An 18,002-nucleotide genomic window follows, 5' to 3' on the forward strand; every position below is an offset into this window, starting at 1 on the left:
TGCTCGCGGAAGTAGGGCGAAAAAGCCGTTTGTGATAGGCTGTGCGGCTAAAGCAAAAAAATCGCTAAAAAAACATTAAACCGTTGCTAAGCCTGGTCTTGGCGGCGAAGAAACAAGGAACACCGAACGTGAAATCTCCGCTCGAGGCACTGCCGGCCCAACTGGGCGAGCTGATGCTCCGCGATCAACAACGCCTACGTCGTCGCCTGCAGGGCGCACGAAAAATCAAAAATCCCGATGCCCAGCTGGCGGTTGCCGCCGAAGTGGAAAGCGACATCGCGGCGGCGCGGCAAAAAGTGCTGGCGCGCGCCGCGTCTTGCCCGCGCATTACCTATCCGGAAAGCCTGCCGGTCAGTCAGAAAAAGCAGGACATTTTAAACGCTGTCCGCGATCACCAGGTGGTGATCGTCGCCGGGGAGACCGGTTCGGGGAAAACCACCCAGTTGCCGAAGATCTGTCTGGAGCTGGGGCGTGGGGTGAAAGGGCTGATCGGCCACACCCAGCCGCGCCGCCTGGCGGCGCGCACCGTCGCCAACCGCATCGCCGACGAGCTGGAAACCCCGCTCGGCGGCAGCGTCGGTTACAAGGTGCGCTTCAACGATCAGGTCGGGGAAAACACCCTGGTCAAGCTGATGACCGACGGCATCTTGCTGGCGGAAATTCAGCAGGATCGCCTGCTGATGCAGTACGATACGCTGATCATCGATGAAGCGCACGAGCGCAGCCTCAACATCGACTTTATTCTCGGCTACCTGCGCGAACTGTTGCCTAAGCGCCCGGATCTCAAGGTGATCATCACCTCGGCGACCATCGATCCGCAGCGCTTCTCGCGCCATTTCAACAATGCGCCGATCATCGAGGTTTCCGGCCGCACTTACCCGGTGGAGGTGCGTTACCGCCCGGTGGTCGACGACGGCGACGACACCGACCGCGACCAGCTGCAGGCGATTTTCGATGCGGTGGACGAGCTTGGGCGCGAAGGGCCGGGCGACATTCTGATCTTCATGAGCGGCGAGCGCGAGATCCGCGACACCGCCGACGCTCTGAACCGCCTCAATTTGCCGCACACTGAAGTGCTGCCGCTGTATGCGCGCCTGTCGAACAGCGAGCAGAACCGGGTGTTCCAGTCGCACCACGGTCGCCGCATCGTGCTGGCCACCAACGTGGCGGAAACCTCGCTGACGGTGCCGGGCATCAAGTATGTCATCGATCCGGGCACCGCGCGCATCAGCCGCTACAGCTTCCGCACCAAGGTGCAGCGCCTGCCGATCGAGCCGGTGTCGCAGGCTTCCGCCAACCAGCGTAAAGGGCGTTGCGGCCGCGTATCGGAAGGGGTGTGCATTCGCTTGTATTCCGAACAGGACTTCCTGTCGCGGCCGGCGTTTACCGATCCGGAAATTCTGCGCACCAACCTGGCGTCGGTCATTCTGCAGATGACCTCGCTGGGGCTGGGCGACATCGCCGCGTTTCCGTTCGTCGAAGCGCCGGATAAACGCAACATTCAGGATGGCGTGCGCCTGCTGGAAGAGCTGGGGGCGATCGCCACCGCCGACAACGGCCACTATCAGCTGACGCCGCAAGGCCGGCAGCTGGCGCAGTTGCCGATTGACCCGCGTCTGGCGCGCATGGTGCTGGAAGCGCAGAAGAGCGGCAGCGTGCGCGAGGTGATGATCATCACCGCCGCGCTGTCGATTCAGGATCCGCGTGAGCGCCCGATGGACAAGCAGCAGGCCTCGGACGAAAAACACCGCCGCTTCGCCGACAAAGACTCCGATTTCCTGGCGTTCGTCAACCTGTGGGATTATCTGCAGGAGCAGCAAAAGGCGAACTCTTCCAGCCAGTTCCGCCGGCTGTGCCGCAACGATTTCCTCAACTACCTGCGGGTGCGCGAGTGGCAGGATATCTATACCCAGCTGCGCCAGGTGGTGAAAGAGCTGGGGCTGCCGATCAACAGCACGCCTTCCGACTACCGCAGCGTGCACACCGCGCTGTTGACCGGCTTGTTGTCGCACATTGGCCAGAAGGATGCGGACAAGCAGGAATACACCGGCGCGCGCAATGCCCGCTTCTCAATCTTCCCCGGCTCCGGCCTGTTCAAGAAGCCGCCGAAGTGGACCATGGTGGCCGAACTGGTGGAAACCAGCCGCCTGTGGGGGCGCATCGCCGCGCGCATCGAACCGGAATGGATCGAGCCGCTGGCTCAGCATCTGGTGAAACACAGCTACAGCGAGCCGCACTGGTCGAAGTCGCAAGGGGCGGTGATGGCCAGTGAAAAGGTCACGCTGTTCGGTTTGCCGATCGTCGCGGCGCGCCAGGTCAATTACGGCGCCATCGATCCATTGCTGTGCCGTGAGCTGTTTATTCGCCATGCGCTGGTGGAGGGGGACTGGCAGACGCGCCACGCCTTCTTCCGCGACAACCAGAAGCTGCGCGCCGAAGTGGAAGAGCTGGAGCATAAATCGCGCCGCCGCGACATTCTGGTGGACGACGAAACGCTGTTCGGCTTCTACGATCGCCGCATCCCCAACGACGTGGTTTCCGGCCGTCATTTCGACAGCTGGTGGAAGAATGCCGCCAAGCAGCAGCCGGATCTGCTGAACTTCGAAAAAGAGATGCTGATCAAAGACGGCGCCAACAAGATCAGCGCGCTGGACTACCCGAACTTCTGGCATCAGGGCAATCTCAAGCTGCGGCTGAGCTACCAGTTTGAACCGGGCACCGACGCCGACGGCGTGACGGTGCACATCCCGCTGCCGATCCTCAATCAGGTGGAGGAGCAGGGCTTCGAGTGGCAGATCCCCGGTATTCGCCGTGAGCTGGTGATCGCGCTGATCAAGTCGCTGCCGAAACCGGTGCGTCGCAACTTTGTGCCGGCGCCGAACTACGCCGAAGCGTTCCTCGGCCGCGTAACGGCGCTGGAATTGCCGCTGCTGGACGCGCTGGAGCGTGAACTGCGGCGCATGACTGGCGTGACCGTGTCACGTGATGATTGGCAGTGGGATCAGGTGCCCGATCACCTGAAGATGACTTTCCGCGTGGTGGGCGAGAAAAATCAGACGCTGCGCGAAGGCAAAGACCTGGCCGCGTTGCGCCTGCAGCTGAAAGAGAAGGTGCAGGAGACGCTGTCGGCGGTGGCCGACGATGGGCTGGAGCAGAGCAATCTGCATGTCTGGAGCTTTGGTCAACTGCCTGCCTTTTACGAGCAGAAGCGCGGCGGCTATTCGATGAAGGCTTACCCGGCGCTGGTAGATGAAAAGGACAGCGTGGCGATCCGCTTGTTCGACAGCGAAATCGAGCAGCAACAGGCGATGTGGCAGGGCACACGCCGCCTGCTGTTGCTGAATATTCCTTCGCCGATCAAATATCTGCATGAAAAGCTGCCGAACAAGGCCAAACTGGGGCTCTATTTCAACCCGTACGGCAAGGTGCTGGAGCTGATCGACGACTGCATTTCGTGCGGCATCGACAAGCTGATCGCCGAACACGGCGGCCCGGTCTGGCAAGAGGAAGGCTTTGCGCGCCTGCAGGAGCAGATCCGCGCCGAGTTGAACGACACGGTGGTCGAGGTGGCCAAACAGGTTGAGCAGATCCTGACGGCGGTCTTCAACATCAACAAACGGCTGAAGGGGCGGGTGGACATGTCGTTGGCGCTGGCGCTGTCGGATATCAAGACCCAGCTCAGCGGCCTGGTCTACCGCGGTTTTGTCACCGGCAACGGATGGAAACGCCTGCCGGACACGCTGCGCTACCTGCAGGCGATCGAGCGGCGGTTGGAAAAACTGGCTATCGATCCGCATCGGGATCGCGCGCAGATGCTGCGGGTGGAGCAGGTACAGCAGGCGTGGCAGCAGTGGCTGAACAAGCTGCCGCCGAAGCGACAGCAGGAGGAAGAGGTGAAGGCGGTGCGCTGGATGATCGAAGAGCTGCGCGTCAGCCTGTTCGCGCAGCAATTGGGCACGCCTTACCCGATCTCCGACAAGCGCATTTTGCAAACTATCGAGCAGTTTTCGGGTTAAGCTCGGGCGCACCGGCCGGCAAGCGGCCGGCGCACCACAGGCTCAACAGGCCGCACAGCAGCAGCGTGGCGGCCAAATCCTGCCCGCGCGCCGCAATCGTCAGCCCCAGGCCGATCAACAGATAGTACAGCAACCCGAATAACGCGCCGGCGGTGCCGAGTTGCTGCCGGTAGCGGCTCAGCGCCTGGCTCAGCACATTCGGGATAGCCAACCCGAACGCCAGCATCACCAGCGCACAGGGAAGCAGCATCCACAGGCTGTGTTGCCACCCGAACAAGGCCATACCGCTAGCCACCGCCAGCAAACCGCCCAGCAGGATCTGACGTTTGGCGCTGATGCTGCGCGCCAGCAGGTGGCGGTTCAACAGCGCCCCCGCCAGGCTGCCGAGCGCCAGCATCACACCCGAGTAGCCAAACTGTTGGCTGTTCAACCCCAGCCTTTCGAACATGAACGGCGCCAGGCTGAAGTAGCTGAACACCATAATATTGAAGCTGGCGACCAGCAGCGCCGAACACCAGATGTGACGATCGCGCAACATCGTCGCCAGGGTAATGCCCGGCGCGGCGGCCGTTGCGGTTTGCCGCGGCCGCGTTTCCGGCAATGTGCCGTAACTCCACAGCAGCAGCACCAGCGCCCAGGCCGCCTGCGCGGTGAAAATCGCCGCGCTGCCGCCCCAGGCGACCAGCGCGCCGCCGGCAAACATTCCCAGCAGCGGGCTGATGGAGAGCGCGATGCCGACCAGCGCGAACATGCGCCCCAGCGCCGGGCCTTGATAGACATCACGCAGCATGGTTTGCGTGACGATTGAGCCGACCGCGGCGCCGAAGGCGATCAGCGCACGGGCGGCCAGCAACAGCGTGAAACTGCCGCTCAGCAGGGCGAGGCCGGCGCCGACCAGATAGAGCGCCAGGCCGGCCAGCATCGCCGGACGGCGGCCGAACCGATCGCAGAAGGCTCCCCAAAAGGCGACGCCGAGGGCGAAGGCGAAGAAATAGATGGATAACGTCTGCCCGGCCTGCGCGGCGCTGATGCCGAAATCGCTGCGGATGGCGGTGAGCACCGGGCTGTACAGCGTTTCCAGGATCTGCGGCGTCATGATGGCGGTGACGAGCAGCGGTAAAGATAAGCGTTGCATGATGCAGGGTCTCCCTAAATGTTAAGGCGTCAGTATAGGGAGTCGCATTTTGTTCGATTACAATCATTAGGACAAAAAACAACAGGTATAGGACAATCTGATGGCGCTGATTCAACAGCATCACCCGTTCGACCCGGATCGGCTGCCGGCACCGGCTCTCGGCATCGCGGCGGAACTGGTGGAGCACGACTCCGGGCTGCATTGGCATCAGCGTTCGCAGCTGCTGTATGCGCCGCAGGGATGCATGACGGTCACGTTGGCGCAGCAGTGGCTGATTCTGCCGCCGACGCGCAGCGTCTGGATACCGGGCGGCATTGCGCATCGGGTGCAGTTGCGTGGCCGCGTCGCGTATCGCTCGCTGTATTTCGATCCGGCGCTGACGGCCGCCATGCCGCCACAGGCAGCGGTGCTGGCGGTAAACCCGCTGTTGGCGGCGATCGTTGAGCGCATCGCGCACTGGCCGCTGGACTATGCGTTGGCGCAGCCCCAGGCGCGCGATTTGCTGGCGGTGCTGATCAATGAGTTGGGCGAGGCGCAGCGCGAGAATACCCAGTTGCGGCTGCCGCAGGATAAGCGTCTTGCCGCCTGGCTGGCGACGCTGCCGGAGAGCGACGAGTTGCCGGCGTTGGCGGCGTTGGCGCAGCGTTTGCATCTGCACGCCAAAACGCTGACGCGGCTGTTTCAGCGGGAAACCGGCCTGAGCTATCAGCAGTGGTGCCAGCAGTGGCGGCTGATGCGCGCGATCGAACTGCTGGCGTCGTTGCCGTCGGTCAGCGCGGTGGCACAGCGGTTGGGATTTTCCAGCGACAGCGCGTTTATCGCTTTTTTCCGCCAGTTCACCAGCACCACACCGCGGCGCTATATGCAAGGGGGCTGAAAAAGCACAACGGCGCATAATGCGCCGTTGTGAGAGGGTCAGTTGCCCGCCGCCAGGGCGTCCAGCGCTTCGCGGATGCCGGGCACCGCCAGGGCGCGGTTATCGGCGCGATAGCGATCTTTCGCCGCCGGCGCCGAGCTTTGGATGGCGATCAGCTGCCAGCCGTCGGCGGTTTTCAACAGCAGCGGTGAGCCGCTGTCGCCGGGCAGGGTATCACACTGGTGCGACAGTACGCCTTGCTGGGCCCAGCCGGTGACCTTGCAGTTTTGGTGGCTGTAGAGGTCATCCAGATGATCCTCCGGGTAACCCGCCTGAGTGATCAGCCGTTTGGCCTGTTTCAGGGCCTGGGTCAGCGCCTTGCTGTCGCCTTGCCACAGCGGCAACGGTGCGATCGGCAGCGGCTTTTTGTCTTTCAGCCGGATCAGCGCAAAATCATAAGCGGCCGCAGCGGGCGGGACGATCCAGCCATCGCCGTCCGGCTTCAGCTTTTTGCCCAGCTTGCTGTCGACCAGGGTCTCGATATTGCCGGTTTGATACTGCCAGGATTTATCGCCTGCCACAAAGCGCAGAGCGATGGCTTTATCCAGTTGCCCGGGCGGCGCCAGCACGCAGTGGCCGGCGGTCAGCGCCAGGTGCGGGGAGATCAGCGTGGCGGTACACAGATTGCCGCTGGCGGTTTCGACCTGGCCGATGGCTTGCCACGGCTGGGCGGCGGTATCCGTGACCTTGATTCGTTCATCTTTGCCGAAAAACAGACGCGTTTGCTCGGCCTTGGACGGACCGTCGGCGCGTGCCGCCTGAGTAGCGATGAGCGGGAGTGAGCACAGCAACAGTAAAACGGATATGCGCATAGATCTCTTGCCTGACAAATACGGATCATCCATAAACACACTGAATGCTAACTATAGACTGATTTAGCAGCCATGTGGATGGGCAATAATTGATTTTTCAATAATTTCCCGCCGGCAACGCGGCAGGCTACAGGTAAAAAAAGACGGCGATCAGTCCGCAAAGGATCAGGGCGGTCAGAACGATCTCGAACAGGTAGCGGCGCAGCATCAATGAGAACCCCCCGATGAAAAAACACCCGGCGAACCGGGTGTCGTACACGTCAAGCCTGAAGCGGTGAGGGGACCCTCACGTCATTACGCTTTTTTGTGGCTGGTTTTCTTGTGGTGCTTTTTAGCCGCCTGGGCTTTTTGCGCCGGGGCTTTCTTCACGGCTTTTTTGTGATGCTTCTTGGCCGCCTGCGCTTTCTGTACCGGCGCTTTCTTGCCGTGGTGTTTCACCTGAGCTTTAGCCGGCGCAGCGGTGGCGGTGGTTGCGGTAGCCGCAGGTGCGGTGGTGGCAGCCTCGGCAGCGAAAGCCACGGAAGACAGACCCATTGCAGCGGCAACAACCAGAGCTAATACTTTTTTCATCGTAGAATCCTCAACATGACTTTTGGGTATCAACCCCACTGCGGGGCCGTTGAAATGATAGTAGGCAAACGGCGCCCGGCTTTCCGTGAGTGATTGGTTTCGGCATGTAACCTAATGTACAGGGCGACGGCGGCGAGGGGATTGCTGCTATAATGACCGCCAGGCACGATAAAAGGGATTTAAAATGAACGAGATAGTGATTCGTTGTGGCGTAACCGAACTGGGCGAGGTGCCGCTGGCCTATGAGGACTGGGGCGATGAGGCGCATCCGCCGCTGCTGCTCATCATGGGCATCGGCGCGCAGCTGTTGCTGTGGCCTGACGACTTCTGCCGCGCCCTGGTGGCTCAGGGGTTTCGAGTGATCCGTTATGACAACCGCGACGTCGGCCTTTCCGGCAAAACGCAGGCGCAACGTACGCAGCCGTTGTGGCTGCTGATGCTGCGCGCCCAGCTCGGTTGGCAAACGCCGGTGCCTTATACCCTGGCGGACATGGCGACGGACGCGGCGCATCTGCTCGATCATTTACGCATCCCGCAGGCTCACGTACTGGGCGCTTCGATGGGGGGGATGATCGCCCAGGTGCTGGCCGCGGAATACCCGCAGCGCGTCGCCTCGTTATGCATCTTGTTCTCCAGCACCAATCAGCCGCTGTTGCCACCGCCGGCGCCTTCGCTGCTGTGGTTGTTGGTGCGCCGGCCGGCGGCCGATTTGACGCTGCAGCAGCGCCACGAGGGAATGAAGGCCTTCCTGCGCGCGCTCGGTACCCGGTTTTATCCGCCGGAGGAGGCGGAGCTGGATGCATTGGTGAATCGGTTGTTGAAGCGGGGCGTGGCTCCCGAAGGCGTGCAGCGGCAACTTTCCGCGTTGCTCGGCAGCGGCGATCTGCGTCGCTACAGCCGGCGCATAGCCGCGCCGACGCTGGTCATTCACGGCGATCGCGATCGGCTGGTACGCAAGGCGGGTGGAGTGGCGATCGCCCGCGCGGTCGTCAACGCCAAATTGCATATTATGCCGGGCATGGGGCATGACCTGCCTGCGCCGTTGAGGTCGCAGCTGGCGGCGATGATCGCCCGTCATGCACTGGGATGAGAAGCCGGAATGCCGGCGTTTTTTGCTATTTTAGTTACAACATACTAATGGTGGGTGGCCACCCGCCACTCTGTAGCCAAGGCGATGTCGGCACAGAACGTGCGTTATGAAGCATTATCCGGTCTTGCAGGCGGGAAAAGGGCGCGGCAGGGCCGCGCCAGGGGAGATTACAGGTAGCGGTTTTCCAAATGCTGACGGAAATAGCGTGGGTTGAGCGCTTCGCCGGTTGCGTTGGCGATCAGCGTCTCGGTCGGGAAACGGCTGCCGTGGCGCCAGATGTTGTGCTGCAACCAGTGGAACAGCGGCTGCAGGTTGCCGGCGGCGATATCTTCGTTCAGCGAAGGCAGGGCCTGACGCACGCTGTGGAACAGCTGCGCGGCGTACATCGCGCCGAGGGTGTAAGTCGGGAAGTAGCCGAAGGCGCCGTCGGTCCAGTGAATATCCTGCATGCAGCCGTTGCGGTAGTTGCCGATGGTGTCGAGGCCGAGGTAAGCACTCATCTTCTCATTCCACAGCGCCGGAATGTCTTCCACTTCAATGTCGCCTTCGATCAGCGCTTTTTCAATTTCGTAGCGCAGGATGACGTGAGCTGGATAGCTCACTTCGTCGGCGTCGACGCGGATCAGGCCCGGTTTAACGCGCTGGTTGAGGCGAATGAAGTTGGTCTCTTCCAGCGCCGGCTGTTCGCCAAACTGCGCGGTGACTAACGGACGCAAGATTTTCAAGAATTCATTGCCGCGCGCCAGCTGCATTTCGAACAGCAGGCTCTGCGATTCGTGGATAGCGGTAGAACGGGCCAAGGCGACCGGTTGGCCAAGCAGATCGCGCGGCAGGTTTTGCTCGTAGCGGGCGTGGCCGGTCTCGTGCACGATGCCGAGCAGCGCGGTCAGAAACTCTTTCTCGTTGTAACGCGTAGTGATGCGTACATCTTCCGGCACGCCGCCGCAGAACGGGTGGGCGCTGACGTCGACGCGGCCATTGTCGAAGTTGAAACCGAGCAGTTTCATCACGCTCAGGCTCAGCTGACGCTGGGTGTCCACATTGAACGGGCCTTGTGGCGCCTGGCAGGGCTCATTAGCTTGTTTGGCCACCACGCGCTGCAGCAGATCCGGCAGCCAGGTTTTCAGATCGCCGAAGATGCGGTCGAGATCGCTGCTGCGCATGCCCGGCTCATACAGGTTGAGCAGAGCATCGTAACGGCTTGTGCCGGCCGCCTGCGCGCGGATCTGCGCCTCTTCCCGGCTGAGCTTGACCACCTCGCGCAGGTTGTCGGCGAAGCCGTCCCAATCGTTGGCAGGGCGCTGGGCGCGCCAGGCGTGTTCGCAGCGCGCACCCGCGAGCGACTTGGCCTCGACCAGCGACGCCGGCAGCAGCACGGCGTCTTCATATTGGCGGCGCATTTCGCGCAGGTTGGCGCGGTCGAGTTCGTCCAGCGTCTCTTGCTGCGCGCGATCCAACAGCGCGCCGGTGCTTTGTGCCGTTAAAATCTGGTGCTGCAGCACGCTCAGCTCGGCCAGCGCTTCGGAGCGCGCCTTGCTGCCGCCCGGCGGCATCATGGTTTGCATGTCCCAACCGGCGATGGCGGACAGGTGGCCGAAACGCGACAACCGGCTGAACAGGGCGCGCAGGTGATCGTAAGCAGACGTGTTGGAATGTGCAGATGTCATTATTATTCGGCTCCAATGAGAAGGTCTGGCGGCATTATGCCAGATCGGCTTTTAAACTGAATGTCGGCTTTACCGGCCAGCAGAAACGGAAACTGGCGCCGCCGAGCGAACTGCCTTCGACGAACACCTGCCCCTGGTAGGCGACGGCGATGGAATGGACGATGGCCAGTCCCAACCCGCAGCCGCCGGTAGCGCGATCGCGGCTGGGGTCGAGACGGACGAAAGGTTCAAACACCCGTTCACGCTCTTCCGGCGGAATACCCGGCCCGTCGTCCTCGACCTGCAAGCAGGCGAGGTCGCCGTCAAACCACAGGCCGACGCGCAGACGCTGTTCGGAATAGCGCAGCGCGTTGTTGACCAGGTTGTCGAGCACGCGCTCCATCAGGCGCAGATCGACGCCGCCGAAGTCGCCGACGTGTGGGATATCGAGCTGGATGTCACGTTCCTGATGAATAAGACGGATATCATCGACCTTGTCCTCAAGCCATTTTGGCAGATCGATGGGTTCAATGTTTAACGCAACCTGCGGGCGGTCCAAACGGGCATAGGTCAGCAGCTCGTCGATCAGCGACTCCAGCTGGCCGATATCGCGGTTCAGCGCCTGCTGCTCGCTTTCGGACAGATTATCGCTCATTTCGAGCCGGTAACGCAGGCGCACCAGCGGCGTTCGCAGCTCGTGCGCGATGCCGTCGATCAGCTGTTTCTTGCTGGCGATCAGGGTATTGACGCTGTCGGCCATCTGGTTGAACGCCACGCCGAGCCGGCTCAGGCTGGAGGTGGGATCGAAGTGGGTGCGCTCATCCAGATGCCCGGCGCCGAGCCGCTGGGCGGCGTTTTCCAATTTGAGCAGGTCTTGCCAGTGCGGCCGCATCCACAGAAACACCGGCAGCGCCAGCGACATGCCGATAAACACCAGCAATACCAGATCCAGCAGGCGCATCTGGTGCAGGTAGAACAGATAAGGAATGGGGCCGACCACTAACACGTAGTGGCTGCGCGGAATGCGCTGCATAAAGGTGTACTGATCGTCGAGGGCGATGATTTCCCCCAGCCGCAGCCGTTTTTTCAGATCCTCGCTCAGCGCCTGTTTGCCGAGCGGTTCGATATGCAGTTTGAACGACAGATTGAGATCCAGCGTGGCGATGGTCTTGTTCCAGTCCTTCAACGGGATTTCGCGCAGCTCGCTGCGCATCAGGTACAGCGAACTTTTCATCAGATCGTCCATCGACTGGCGGCCGGCGCGCTCGGCGGTCACCTTGTACACCAGGCCAACCAGCATCGCCATCACCAGAAAACAGACGAACAGCAACAGGAAGAACTGGACGAAAAGTTTTCTCATTGTTGCACCGATGCCCAGGCGTTAGGGGCGAACAGATAGCCTTTATTGCGCACGGTCTTGATGCGGAACGGTTCCAGCGCGTTATCGTACAGCTTGCGGCGCAGGCGGGAGATCGCCACGTCGATGCTGCGATCCATGCCGTCATAGCTTACGCCGCGCAGGTTTTGCAGCAACGCCTCACGATCCATGATCTGCCCGGCGTGGGTCGCCAATTCCCACAACAAATCGAAATCCGAGGTGGACAGGGTGATCGTTTCTTCGCCCAGCGTGACCTGCCGGTTGACCGGATCGATGCACAACAGCCCGAAATGCAGCGCGTTGTGCTGGGTGAGCGGCTGAACCGACTCTTCTTTCGGCTGCTGGCTGTGTTGGCGCAGGTGCAAACGCAGGCGGGCCAGCAACACCGCCGGCGGCGTGGTTTTCAGGATATAGTCGTTGGCGCCCATCTCCAGCGACAGAATATGGTTCATGTCGCTGTCGAGCGAGGTGAGCAGCACGATCGGGCCGGGGAAGGTAGGGCGCAGATCGCGGCACAGCGTCATGCCGTCTTTGCCGGGCAGCATGATGTCCAGCAGCACCAAATCGGGTTGCTCGCGCTCAATGCGCGCCTGCGCGCTGTCGCCGCGCGGTTCGATCAGCACCTCGATGTCGTGTTTGCCCAGATAGGCGGCGATCAGCTTGCCGACTTCAGGATCGTCTTCCACAAAAACAATTTTATGCATATGCCCGTGTTTTAATAAGAAAAGCGGATTTCAGCATAGCGCGGCCTACAGCGATGCGCCATGCGGATCTTTGCCTCAGCGCAGCGGCCGCCCGCCGTCGACGCCGTGGGTGCGGCCGGTCACGTAACGGCTCTCCAGCAGGTAGTTCACCAGATTGACCACTTCGCTCTCGCCCGGCGCGACCTTCATCAGCGATTTCGCCAGCGCTTGTTGGCGGTAGGCTTCATCGTCGCCCGGATTGAAGATGATCAGCGCCGGCGCGATGGCGTTGACCTTCACCTCCGGCGCCAGCTTGCGGGCGAACGATCGGGTCATATTGTCCAGCGCGGCCTTGCTGGCGGCGTAGGCGATATGTTTGTCGCTGCCTTTTTCCACCACGTAGTCGGTCAGATGGATAATGTCAGCGCCCGCCTGGCCCTGGCCGGTCAGGCAAGATTCGAGCAGTTGGTTGAGCAAATAGGGCGTATAGACGTGAATTTGCAGCATCGCCGCCATCACTTGCTCCGGCGGCACTTCCGCCGACTCGGCCTGCCAGGCGCTGGCGTTGTGGATCACCGCGCGCAATTTGGGCGCCACCTGTCGCACCTGGTCGGCGAAACGGTAGATACCTTCGTGCGTGGAAAAATCGCCTTGAATGCAACTGGCGCCCAAGGCTTTCAACTCGGTCATCGCCGGATATTCGCTGCGATAGGCGATGATGACCGGAACGCCGCGCTGGAGAAACGCTCTGGCGAGCGCCAGCCCGATGCGCCGCGCGCCGCCGGTAATCAGCACCGGGGCAGAGTTGGGGTGTTCCATTGATTAAAGCTCCTGGACAGACTGGCAAACAATAGGGGAATTATGCCATCATACGGCGGAAAGTCGTTAAAGCTTCGCATGATTATCCATTTCTGGATGTAAGATCCCCAATGCGTTTCAGGTTGCCGCCCGGCGGCGGCTTGAAAGACCACGGGTTAACACTGGCCATGAGAGGAATGAGGGGATGAACAGCAATCACCTTGCATCCATCGCGCGCAGTGAGAAAATCTGTTTCGACTATATGGATTTTCTGTCCGCATCGTGCAGGAAGCACTGGCGCTTTGTTGATGCTATTTATGGTGTGATGCCGATCTTCGGCATGGTGTTGAAATCGCGCGTGACCACGTCACAAACGCGCAAAGAGCAGTTGAAAGAGCTGGCGCTGCAAGTGGTGTCGACACAGGTCAGCGATGAAACCAATATCGTGCGCCTGATTGACCTGGCGCAGCAGCAGGGTCTGACGGTGTTTGATATTCAGTTGCCCTATGCGCTGGAAGCGCAACAGCTGGCGGCCATTCAAAAAGAGTGCGAGGAAGGCATTGCGATCGCCCTGGTGGGTGAGCGCATGACCATCACCATTCCCCCTAAAAGCTGACCGGGTGTACCGACCAGGCCGCCCGTTCATGGTTAGGCAATTGACTTACCGCGATGGCCTAACCATGAACGTGATGTCTCACGCCGCATGACGGCCGGCGTCTAGAGCTGGGTCCCGGCATTCGGGCCGGAGCGCAGGGTATAAATACTGTCTATATGAATTAACACCGCGTACTTCGGCGGCTTCATCCCATTTTTTTCCGCAAACGTCAACGCATCGTCAAACGGCTTGCCCGCCAGAAACAGTTCGGGCGTGCCAACGAAGCGGTAACCGTCCAGCGCCTCGCGATCGATGATCACCACGGCCATTTTCGAGCCGGCCTTGATGTTTTTCAGCGTTTGGCCACCGGTATTTTCGTTGTAAATCAGCGTACTGTCATCATAGAGGCGCAAAGAGCGCTTGGGGCCGATATCGGGAACGCCGTTCGGGCTGCTGGTCGCCTGCACAGGCAGCTGTTTAGCCAGCATCTTCTTCATCTCGTCATTCAATTCATTCATTACAGATGACCCTCAGATTGGTGTGTCACTTTTAATGCAAGGTAGCGGAAGCGTTGGCTGCCGGCGCGCAGACGCTGGTTTCCGGCAGCCGGTGTTCGCGCAGCAAGTGCAGGGTTTCAATCCTGAAACGCAGCAGGTGCCGTTCGGCGATCTGCTGCATCTGTTCGCACAGCGACGTATCGTCCAACAGTTGCTCGATAGCGACTCGGGCCTGATGAACATGCAGCTCGACGCCGCGAAGAGGCTTCTGCCGCAGGCGCAGATGGGTAATGTTGTTGAACGTGACGATCAGCGCGGCAAGGGCAGACTCGAAAATATTCAGCGCTTCAAATCTGGCGGTATATTCCGCATTCAGCCAGGGCTTCTCGGCGATGATCGCCTGAGCCCCCTCCAGCGCCTGTTGATAGCGCGCCATCGCCAGGCGATCGCGCCGCTGATTGAATGCCGTATTGCCCTCAGCGATCCGTGCTTCCCAAGCGGCAAACAAGGGTAATGCGTGCAGCAGTTTCTCAGCCATGAAATGCCTTCCATTTTCAGCCTGTCTTCATCCGCCGCCTGACGCCTCTCGCCAGGGGCACTCGCGTCTTACTATTGACCAATAAATGATAATGATAATTAATTGCATTTGAGATCGCAAGCGTGGCGCATGGCTGACTGTACAAAGGGGGGAAACGCGGTAGCAGGGGAAAAAGAGGAAGCAAAATGCGGCTGACGGGCAGCCGCATTGACGGGGCACTTTAGTGCAGCATAAACCAGCCGGCGGGCAGCGTGGCCACCAGCAGCAGTAAGATGCTGCCTTTTTCCAGGCGATTCAGCAGATTGATATCCTGATGGCCGCGGCGGGCGTACATGAACACCAACAGGCCCGGCGCATACAGCAGCACCGACATCAGCAGGTGCATCAGCCCGGAAGCGTACAGCAGCCATAAACCATAGACGCAGGCGCCGGTGGCGGCGAAGATCAGGCGTTTGTCGCGGCGGCGGTAAGCCACCTTGAACAGAAACGCGCCGACCAGGAAGTAAGGCACCAGGATCATCTCTGACGCGATGGTCAACAGCGAGTTGTAGTTGCTGCCGGTCAGCCAAATCAGCACCAGCGCCAGTTGCACCGCGATGTTGGTCAGCCACAGCGAAGAGGACGGGGCGTGATGGCGGTTCTGCTTGCCGAACACGCGCGGAAACGCGCCGTGCTGCGCGGCCAGCAGCGGCACTTCCGCCGCCATGATGGTCCAGCTCAGGTAGGCGCCGCACACGGAAACGATCAGGCCGGCGGCAATGAGCACGTCTCCCCACGGGCCGATCAGTTCTACCATCAGCACCGCCATCGACGGATTGCGCATCTCTGCCAGTTCGCTGCGCGGCACCACGCCCAGCGACAGCAAGGTGACCATCAGATACACCGCCAGCGCCGACAGCACCGCCAGCATAGTGGCGCGGCCCACGTCTTTCTTATTGCGGGCGCGGGCGGAAACCACCACCGCGCCCTCCACGCCGATAAACACCCACAGGGTGATCAGCATGGTGTCCTTGACCTGTTCCCACACCGGTTTGCCGAGGGCGATACCGTTGAAATCCAGTGTGAACACGTCCATTTTAAAGGCGATCGCCGCCAGAACGGCGAACATCCCCAGCGGCAACAGCTTGGCGAGGGTGGCCGCCAGATTGATGCTGGCGGCGGTTTGCACGCCGCGCAGCACCAGCGCGTGCACGATCCACAGCAGGGCGGATTCGGCGATCAGCGCCTGCCAGGTATTGCCGTCACCGAGGATAACGTTGCCACCGCGATCGGTAAAAATGCTCAGCGCCGCGAACACGATCACCAGATACGAGACGTTGGCGATCACGGCACACAGCCAGTAACCCCAGGCGGAGCAGAAGCCCACCAGTTCGCCGAATCCTTCTTTGGCGTAGGTGAAGATGCCGCCGTCCAGATCCGGACGCAAACGCGTAAGCAACAGCATGGCGAATGCCAAAAACAGAATGCCGACGCCGGTGATCCCCCAACCCAGCAACAGCGCGGCGGGGCTGGCGACCTGCGCCATGTTTTGCGGCAGACTGAACACGCCGGCGCCCAGCATCGAGCTGAGCACCAAAGCGGTTAGCGCGGTAAGACCGAGTTTTTTTTCCAATGACGGATCCTGAACGCAGAATAAACAACTGGAAGGGAACTGCTTGGCGGCAACAATGTATTAACAACCACTGCGCGAATAGACAATAGCCCTAAAAATTGGCGCAAATTCTACGGAGGGATGATTAGAGATGCAATGATTGAATATGCGGAATTTACAAAAAACTATTCAACACGCGATGGAAAAAGCGGCAATAAAAACGGGCAGCTCAAGGGCTGCCCGATGGTAAACCTAAAAACGGGTTTTATTTGAACAGATCGGCGCTGACGGTCAGGTTGCCGCCGCTCTTGTTCTGCCACTGGCGGGTGACGTGGTAGTACTTGGCGCCTTTCTCGGCCGCGCGTTTCGCCACTTCGGTGGAGACATCGGTCATGCTGTTGAAGTGGCCGGTGAAGGTGACGGAATCGAACGGCACCATCTGCGCGGCGGTCACGTTGTTCACTTCCTGGATCTTGGTGCCGTTAGGCAGCGTGACGGTATAGCGTTGGCCAGTAGAGGACTGGGTTTCGAAGAAACGGCCCACTTCGCGGCTTGGCGAACCGGAAGACGCGACGCCAGGAATTTCGACTTTCGCGGCTGCGGCGCCGCCGGCGGCCAGGGCGGCGCGGCCGGCGTCAGAATCGGCTGGAATGGCGTCCGGGCTCTGCACGCGGCGTTTCGGCGCATCGGCCTTATAGATGTAGGCGGTGACGAACTGGTTGCCGCCGGAGTTGGCGTCAACCTGGCGCACGATGAAGAACGAAGCGGCGCCTTTTTTCTTCGCTTCTTTGGAGATGGCGTCGTTGATATCCGGCTGGCTGCGGTAGAAGCCGCTGACGCTCACGGTATCGTAAGGCTCCAGCAGGTAGGCTTCCTCTTTAGGCAGTTCGTTCACGCCGTTAAATACGCGGTATTTTGGTGTTTTGCTCACTTCTGGCGCATCTTTATGATAAAGGTCTGCGGTGACGCGCCAGTTGCCGCCGTTGTTGCTGTTGTTGCTGTCCTGGATATAGAAGGAATCGGCACCCAGTTTGTCTGCACGGCGGGATACGGCGTCGACGGCTTCATTGATGGCATTGAAGCGGCCGGTAATCGTGATGCGATCAAACGGCTTCAGCGCCGCTGCTTTCTCAGGAGTTAACTCTTGCGCCGCATGAGCAGACAGCGCGGTGAGTGATAACAAGGCTGACGCGATGATCGTGGTCTTCAGCTTCATAAAAAATCCTTTCGCCTAGCGCATTAACGTTTATAACGTACTGAACTGTTTAAGTGTAATTCAGCCGTCGATTATTACATGTAATTCTGAAAACTGTCTCAGCATTTTATGTTATCCCGTGCGACAAATCGCCGATGGCGACGCGGGGCGCACGGATGGCGCCGCCGTCATAAGTTTCCATAATAACGGCTTTGGTGTCATTAATGTTAATTATTCACAAAATGATAACTTTTATGCTTTTACGCCGCGCGCGGCCATAAATCGTTACGCCGGGCGTAAACCTCTTGTCACTCAGAATGTGCTGTTCTGTATGGATTTTTTCACTGTAAATTGCGATTTGTCATATCGCGCGCGGCGTTTTTATGTAAAAACAGGGATGAATGCGTAAGCAATTATGGATCATCGACCTTATTTTCAGTAGGTTATAGTTGGCGCCTGAAATCAGTGCGGGCAAGTTAACGTAACGCTCGCCGACGGCGCCGTGCTATGGGCAGGAAAATAATAAACATCATCCAAGACAG

The 18,002-nt window shown here is 60.1% G+C and carries 16 protein-coding genes; 5 read left to right on the forward strand and 11 right to left on the reverse strand.

Annotated elements, in window-relative coordinates; all coding sequences use genetic code 11:
* Positions 1–128: 128 nt before the first annotated feature.
* Positions 129–4,016, forward strand: coding sequence for an ATP-dependent RNA helicase HrpA (hrpA, locus tag ACMGF9_RS10885; RefSeq protein WP_118911596.1), 3,888 nt, complete (start codon positions 129–131; stop codon positions 4,014–4,016).
* On the opposite strand, the gene ACMGF9_RS10890 is transcribed toward hrpA, so the two are convergent.
* Entirely contained in the window at positions 3,994–5,151 is a 1,158-nt protein-coding gene (locus ACMGF9_RS10890; protein ID WP_118891994.1) for an MFS transporter, read from the reverse strand. The genes hrpA and ACMGF9_RS10890 overlap by 23 nt on opposite strands.
* Before the next feature lie 100 nt (positions 5,152–5,251).
* Between ACMGF9_RS10890 and ACMGF9_RS10895 the strand changes: the two genes are divergently transcribed.
* Positions 5,252–6,028: an AraC family transcriptional regulator gene (locus tag ACMGF9_RS10895; protein WP_414160226.1), complete on the forward strand. Its 777-nt coding sequence runs from the start codon at positions 5,252–5,254 to the stop codon at positions 6,026–6,028.
* Positions 6,029–6,066: 38 nt separating this feature from the next.
* Here ACMGF9_RS10895 and ACMGF9_RS10900 read toward each other — a convergent pair whose 3' ends face one another.
* Positions 6,067–6,879, reverse strand: coding sequence for a trypsin-like serine peptidase (locus ACMGF9_RS10900; protein WP_015377990.1), 813 nt, complete (start codon positions 6,877–6,879; stop codon positions 6,067–6,069).
* A 294-nt stretch (positions 6,880–7,173) separates the two neighbouring features.
* A complete protein-coding gene (gene asr, locus ACMGF9_RS10905) occupies positions 7,174–7,449 on the reverse strand; it encodes an acid resistance repetitive basic protein Asr (protein ID WP_004930450.1) in 276 nt (91 codons plus the stop codon).
* Between the two features lie 184 nt (positions 7,450–7,633).
* Here asr and ACMGF9_RS10910 point away from each other — a divergent pair, with 184 nt between their 5' ends.
* The gene (locus ACMGF9_RS10910) at positions 7,634–8,539 is read left to right on the forward strand and encodes an alpha/beta fold hydrolase (RefSeq protein ID WP_118891995.1); all 906 of its coding nucleotides are present in this window, start codon (positions 7,634–7,636) and stop codon (positions 8,537–8,539) included.
* 167 nt (positions 8,540–8,706) lie between these two features.
* On the opposite strand, the gene ACMGF9_RS10915 is transcribed toward ACMGF9_RS10910, so the two are convergent.
* The 4 genes from ACMGF9_RS10915 to folM form a co-directional block, all read right to left on the reverse strand.
* Positions 8,707–10,206 (reverse strand): carboxypeptidase M32, encoded by a 1,500-nt coding sequence (locus tag ACMGF9_RS10915; RefSeq protein WP_015377988.1) that lies wholly within the window; start codon positions 10,204–10,206, stop codon positions 8,707–8,709.
* A gap of 34 nt (positions 10,207–10,240) precedes the next feature.
* Positions 10,241–11,545, reverse strand: a complete 1,305-nt coding sequence (rstB, locus tag ACMGF9_RS10920; RefSeq protein WP_031299665.1) for a two-component system sensor histidine kinase RstB — start codon at positions 11,543–11,545, stop codon at positions 10,241–10,243.
* Entirely contained in the window at positions 11,542–12,267 is a 726-nt protein-coding gene (rstA, locus tag ACMGF9_RS10925) for a two-component system response regulator RstA (protein WP_004938307.1), read from the reverse strand. The genes rstB and rstA overlap by 4 nt, the downstream gene beginning before the upstream one ends.
* 75 nt (positions 12,268–12,342) lie before the next feature.
* Positions 12,343–13,065: a dihydromonapterin reductase gene (folM, locus tag ACMGF9_RS10930; protein ID WP_016927586.1), complete on the reverse strand. Its 723-nt coding sequence runs from the start codon at positions 13,063–13,065 to the stop codon at positions 12,343–12,345.
* A 184-nt stretch (positions 13,066–13,249) separates the two neighbouring features.
* On the opposite strand from folM, the gene ACMGF9_RS10935 reads away from it, so the two are divergent.
* Positions 13,250–13,660, forward strand: coding sequence for a hypothetical protein (locus ACMGF9_RS10935; protein ID WP_004938301.1), 411 nt, complete (start codon positions 13,250–13,252; stop codon positions 13,658–13,660).
* Between the two features lie 101 nt (positions 13,661–13,761).
* Here the strand turns inward: ACMGF9_RS10935 and ACMGF9_RS10940 are convergent, their stop codons facing one another.
* From ACMGF9_RS10940 to ydgH, 4 genes are all read right to left on the reverse strand, one after another.
* The gene (locus ACMGF9_RS10940) at positions 13,762–14,157 is read right to left on the reverse strand and encodes a pyridoxamine 5'-phosphate oxidase family protein (RefSeq protein ID WP_031299664.1); all 396 of its coding nucleotides are present in this window, start codon (positions 14,155–14,157) and stop codon (positions 13,762–13,764) included.
* Positions 14,158–14,188: 31 nt separating this feature from the next.
* Positions 14,189–14,674 carry a hypothetical protein gene (locus ACMGF9_RS10945; RefSeq protein ID WP_015377985.1) on the reverse strand — a complete coding sequence of 162 codons (486 nt, stop codon included), beginning with the start codon at positions 14,672–14,674 and terminating at the stop codon, positions 14,189–14,191.
* A 220-nt stretch (positions 14,675–14,894) separates the two neighbouring features.
* Positions 14,895–16,286 (reverse strand): amino acid permease, encoded by a 1,392-nt coding sequence (locus tag ACMGF9_RS10950; protein WP_015377984.1) that lies wholly within the window; start codon positions 16,284–16,286, stop codon positions 14,895–14,897.
* A 244-nt stretch (positions 16,287–16,530) separates the two neighbouring features.
* Positions 16,531–17,481: a DUF1471 family protein YdgH gene (gene ydgH, locus ACMGF9_RS10955; protein WP_004938291.1), complete on the reverse strand. Its 951-nt coding sequence runs from the start codon at positions 17,479–17,481 to the stop codon at positions 16,531–16,533.
* A gap of 118 nt (positions 17,482–17,599) precedes the next feature.
* Between ydgH and ACMGF9_RS10960 the strand changes: the two genes are divergently transcribed.
* Positions 17,600–17,869, forward strand: coding sequence for a hypothetical protein (locus ACMGF9_RS10960; RefSeq protein ID WP_126181076.1), 270 nt, complete (start codon positions 17,600–17,602; stop codon positions 17,867–17,869).
* Positions 17,870–18,002 lie beyond the last annotated feature (133 nt).

It is taken from the genome of Serratia sp. BNK-23 (genome assembly GCF_047456145.1).
GTDB lineage: Bacteria > Pseudomonadota > Gammaproteobacteria > Enterobacterales > Enterobacteriaceae > Serratia > Serratia nematodiphila.

Bases quoted from the DNA above. Each gene is read 5' to 3' on its own strand.
- rstB (WP_031299665.1), bottom strand. From the start codon at position 11,545: ATGAGAAAACTTTTCGTCCAGTTCTTCCTGTTGCTGTTCGTCTGTTTT.
- ACMGF9_RS10895 (WP_414160226.1), top strand. From the start codon at position 5,252: ATGGCGCTGATTCAACAGCATCACCCGTTCGACCCGGATCGGCTGCCG.
- ACMGF9_RS10890 (WP_118891994.1), bottom strand. From the start codon at position 5,151: ATGCAACGCTTATCTTTACCGCTGCTCGTCACCGCCATCATGACGCCG.
- asr (WP_004930450.1), bottom strand. From the start codon at position 7,449: ATGAAAAAAGTATTAGCTCTGGTTGTTGCCGCTGCAATGGGTCTGTCT.
- folM (WP_016927586.1), bottom strand. From the start codon at position 13,065: ATGGAACACCCCAACTCTGCCCCGGTGCTGATTACCGGCGGCGCGCGG.
- ACMGF9_RS10900 (WP_015377990.1), bottom strand. From the start codon at position 6,879: ATGCGCATATCCGTTTTACTGTTGCTGTGCTCACTCCCGCTCATCGCT.
- ydgH (WP_004938291.1), bottom strand. From the start codon at position 17,481: ATGAAGCTGAAGACCACGATCATCGCGTCAGCCTTGTTATCACTCACC.
- rstA (WP_004938307.1), bottom strand. From the start codon at position 12,267: ATGCATAAAATTGTTTTTGTGGAAGACGATCCTGAAGTCGGCAAGCTG.
- ACMGF9_RS10935 (WP_004938301.1), top strand. From the start codon at position 13,250: ATGAACAGCAATCACCTTGCATCCATCGCGCGCAGTGAGAAAATCTGT.
- ACMGF9_RS10940 (WP_031299664.1), bottom strand. From the start codon at position 14,157: ATGAATGAATTGAATGACGAGATGAAGAAGATGCTGGCTAAACAGCTG.
- ACMGF9_RS10945 (WP_015377985.1), bottom strand. From the start codon at position 14,674: ATGGCTGAGAAACTGCTGCACGCATTACCCTTGTTTGCCGCTTGGGAA.
- ACMGF9_RS10915 (WP_015377988.1), bottom strand. From the start codon at position 10,206: ATGACATCTGCACATTCCAACACGTCTGCTTACGATCACCTGCGCGCC.
- ACMGF9_RS10910 (WP_118891995.1), top strand. From the start codon at position 7,634: ATGAACGAGATAGTGATTCGTTGTGGCGTAACCGAACTGGGCGAGGTG.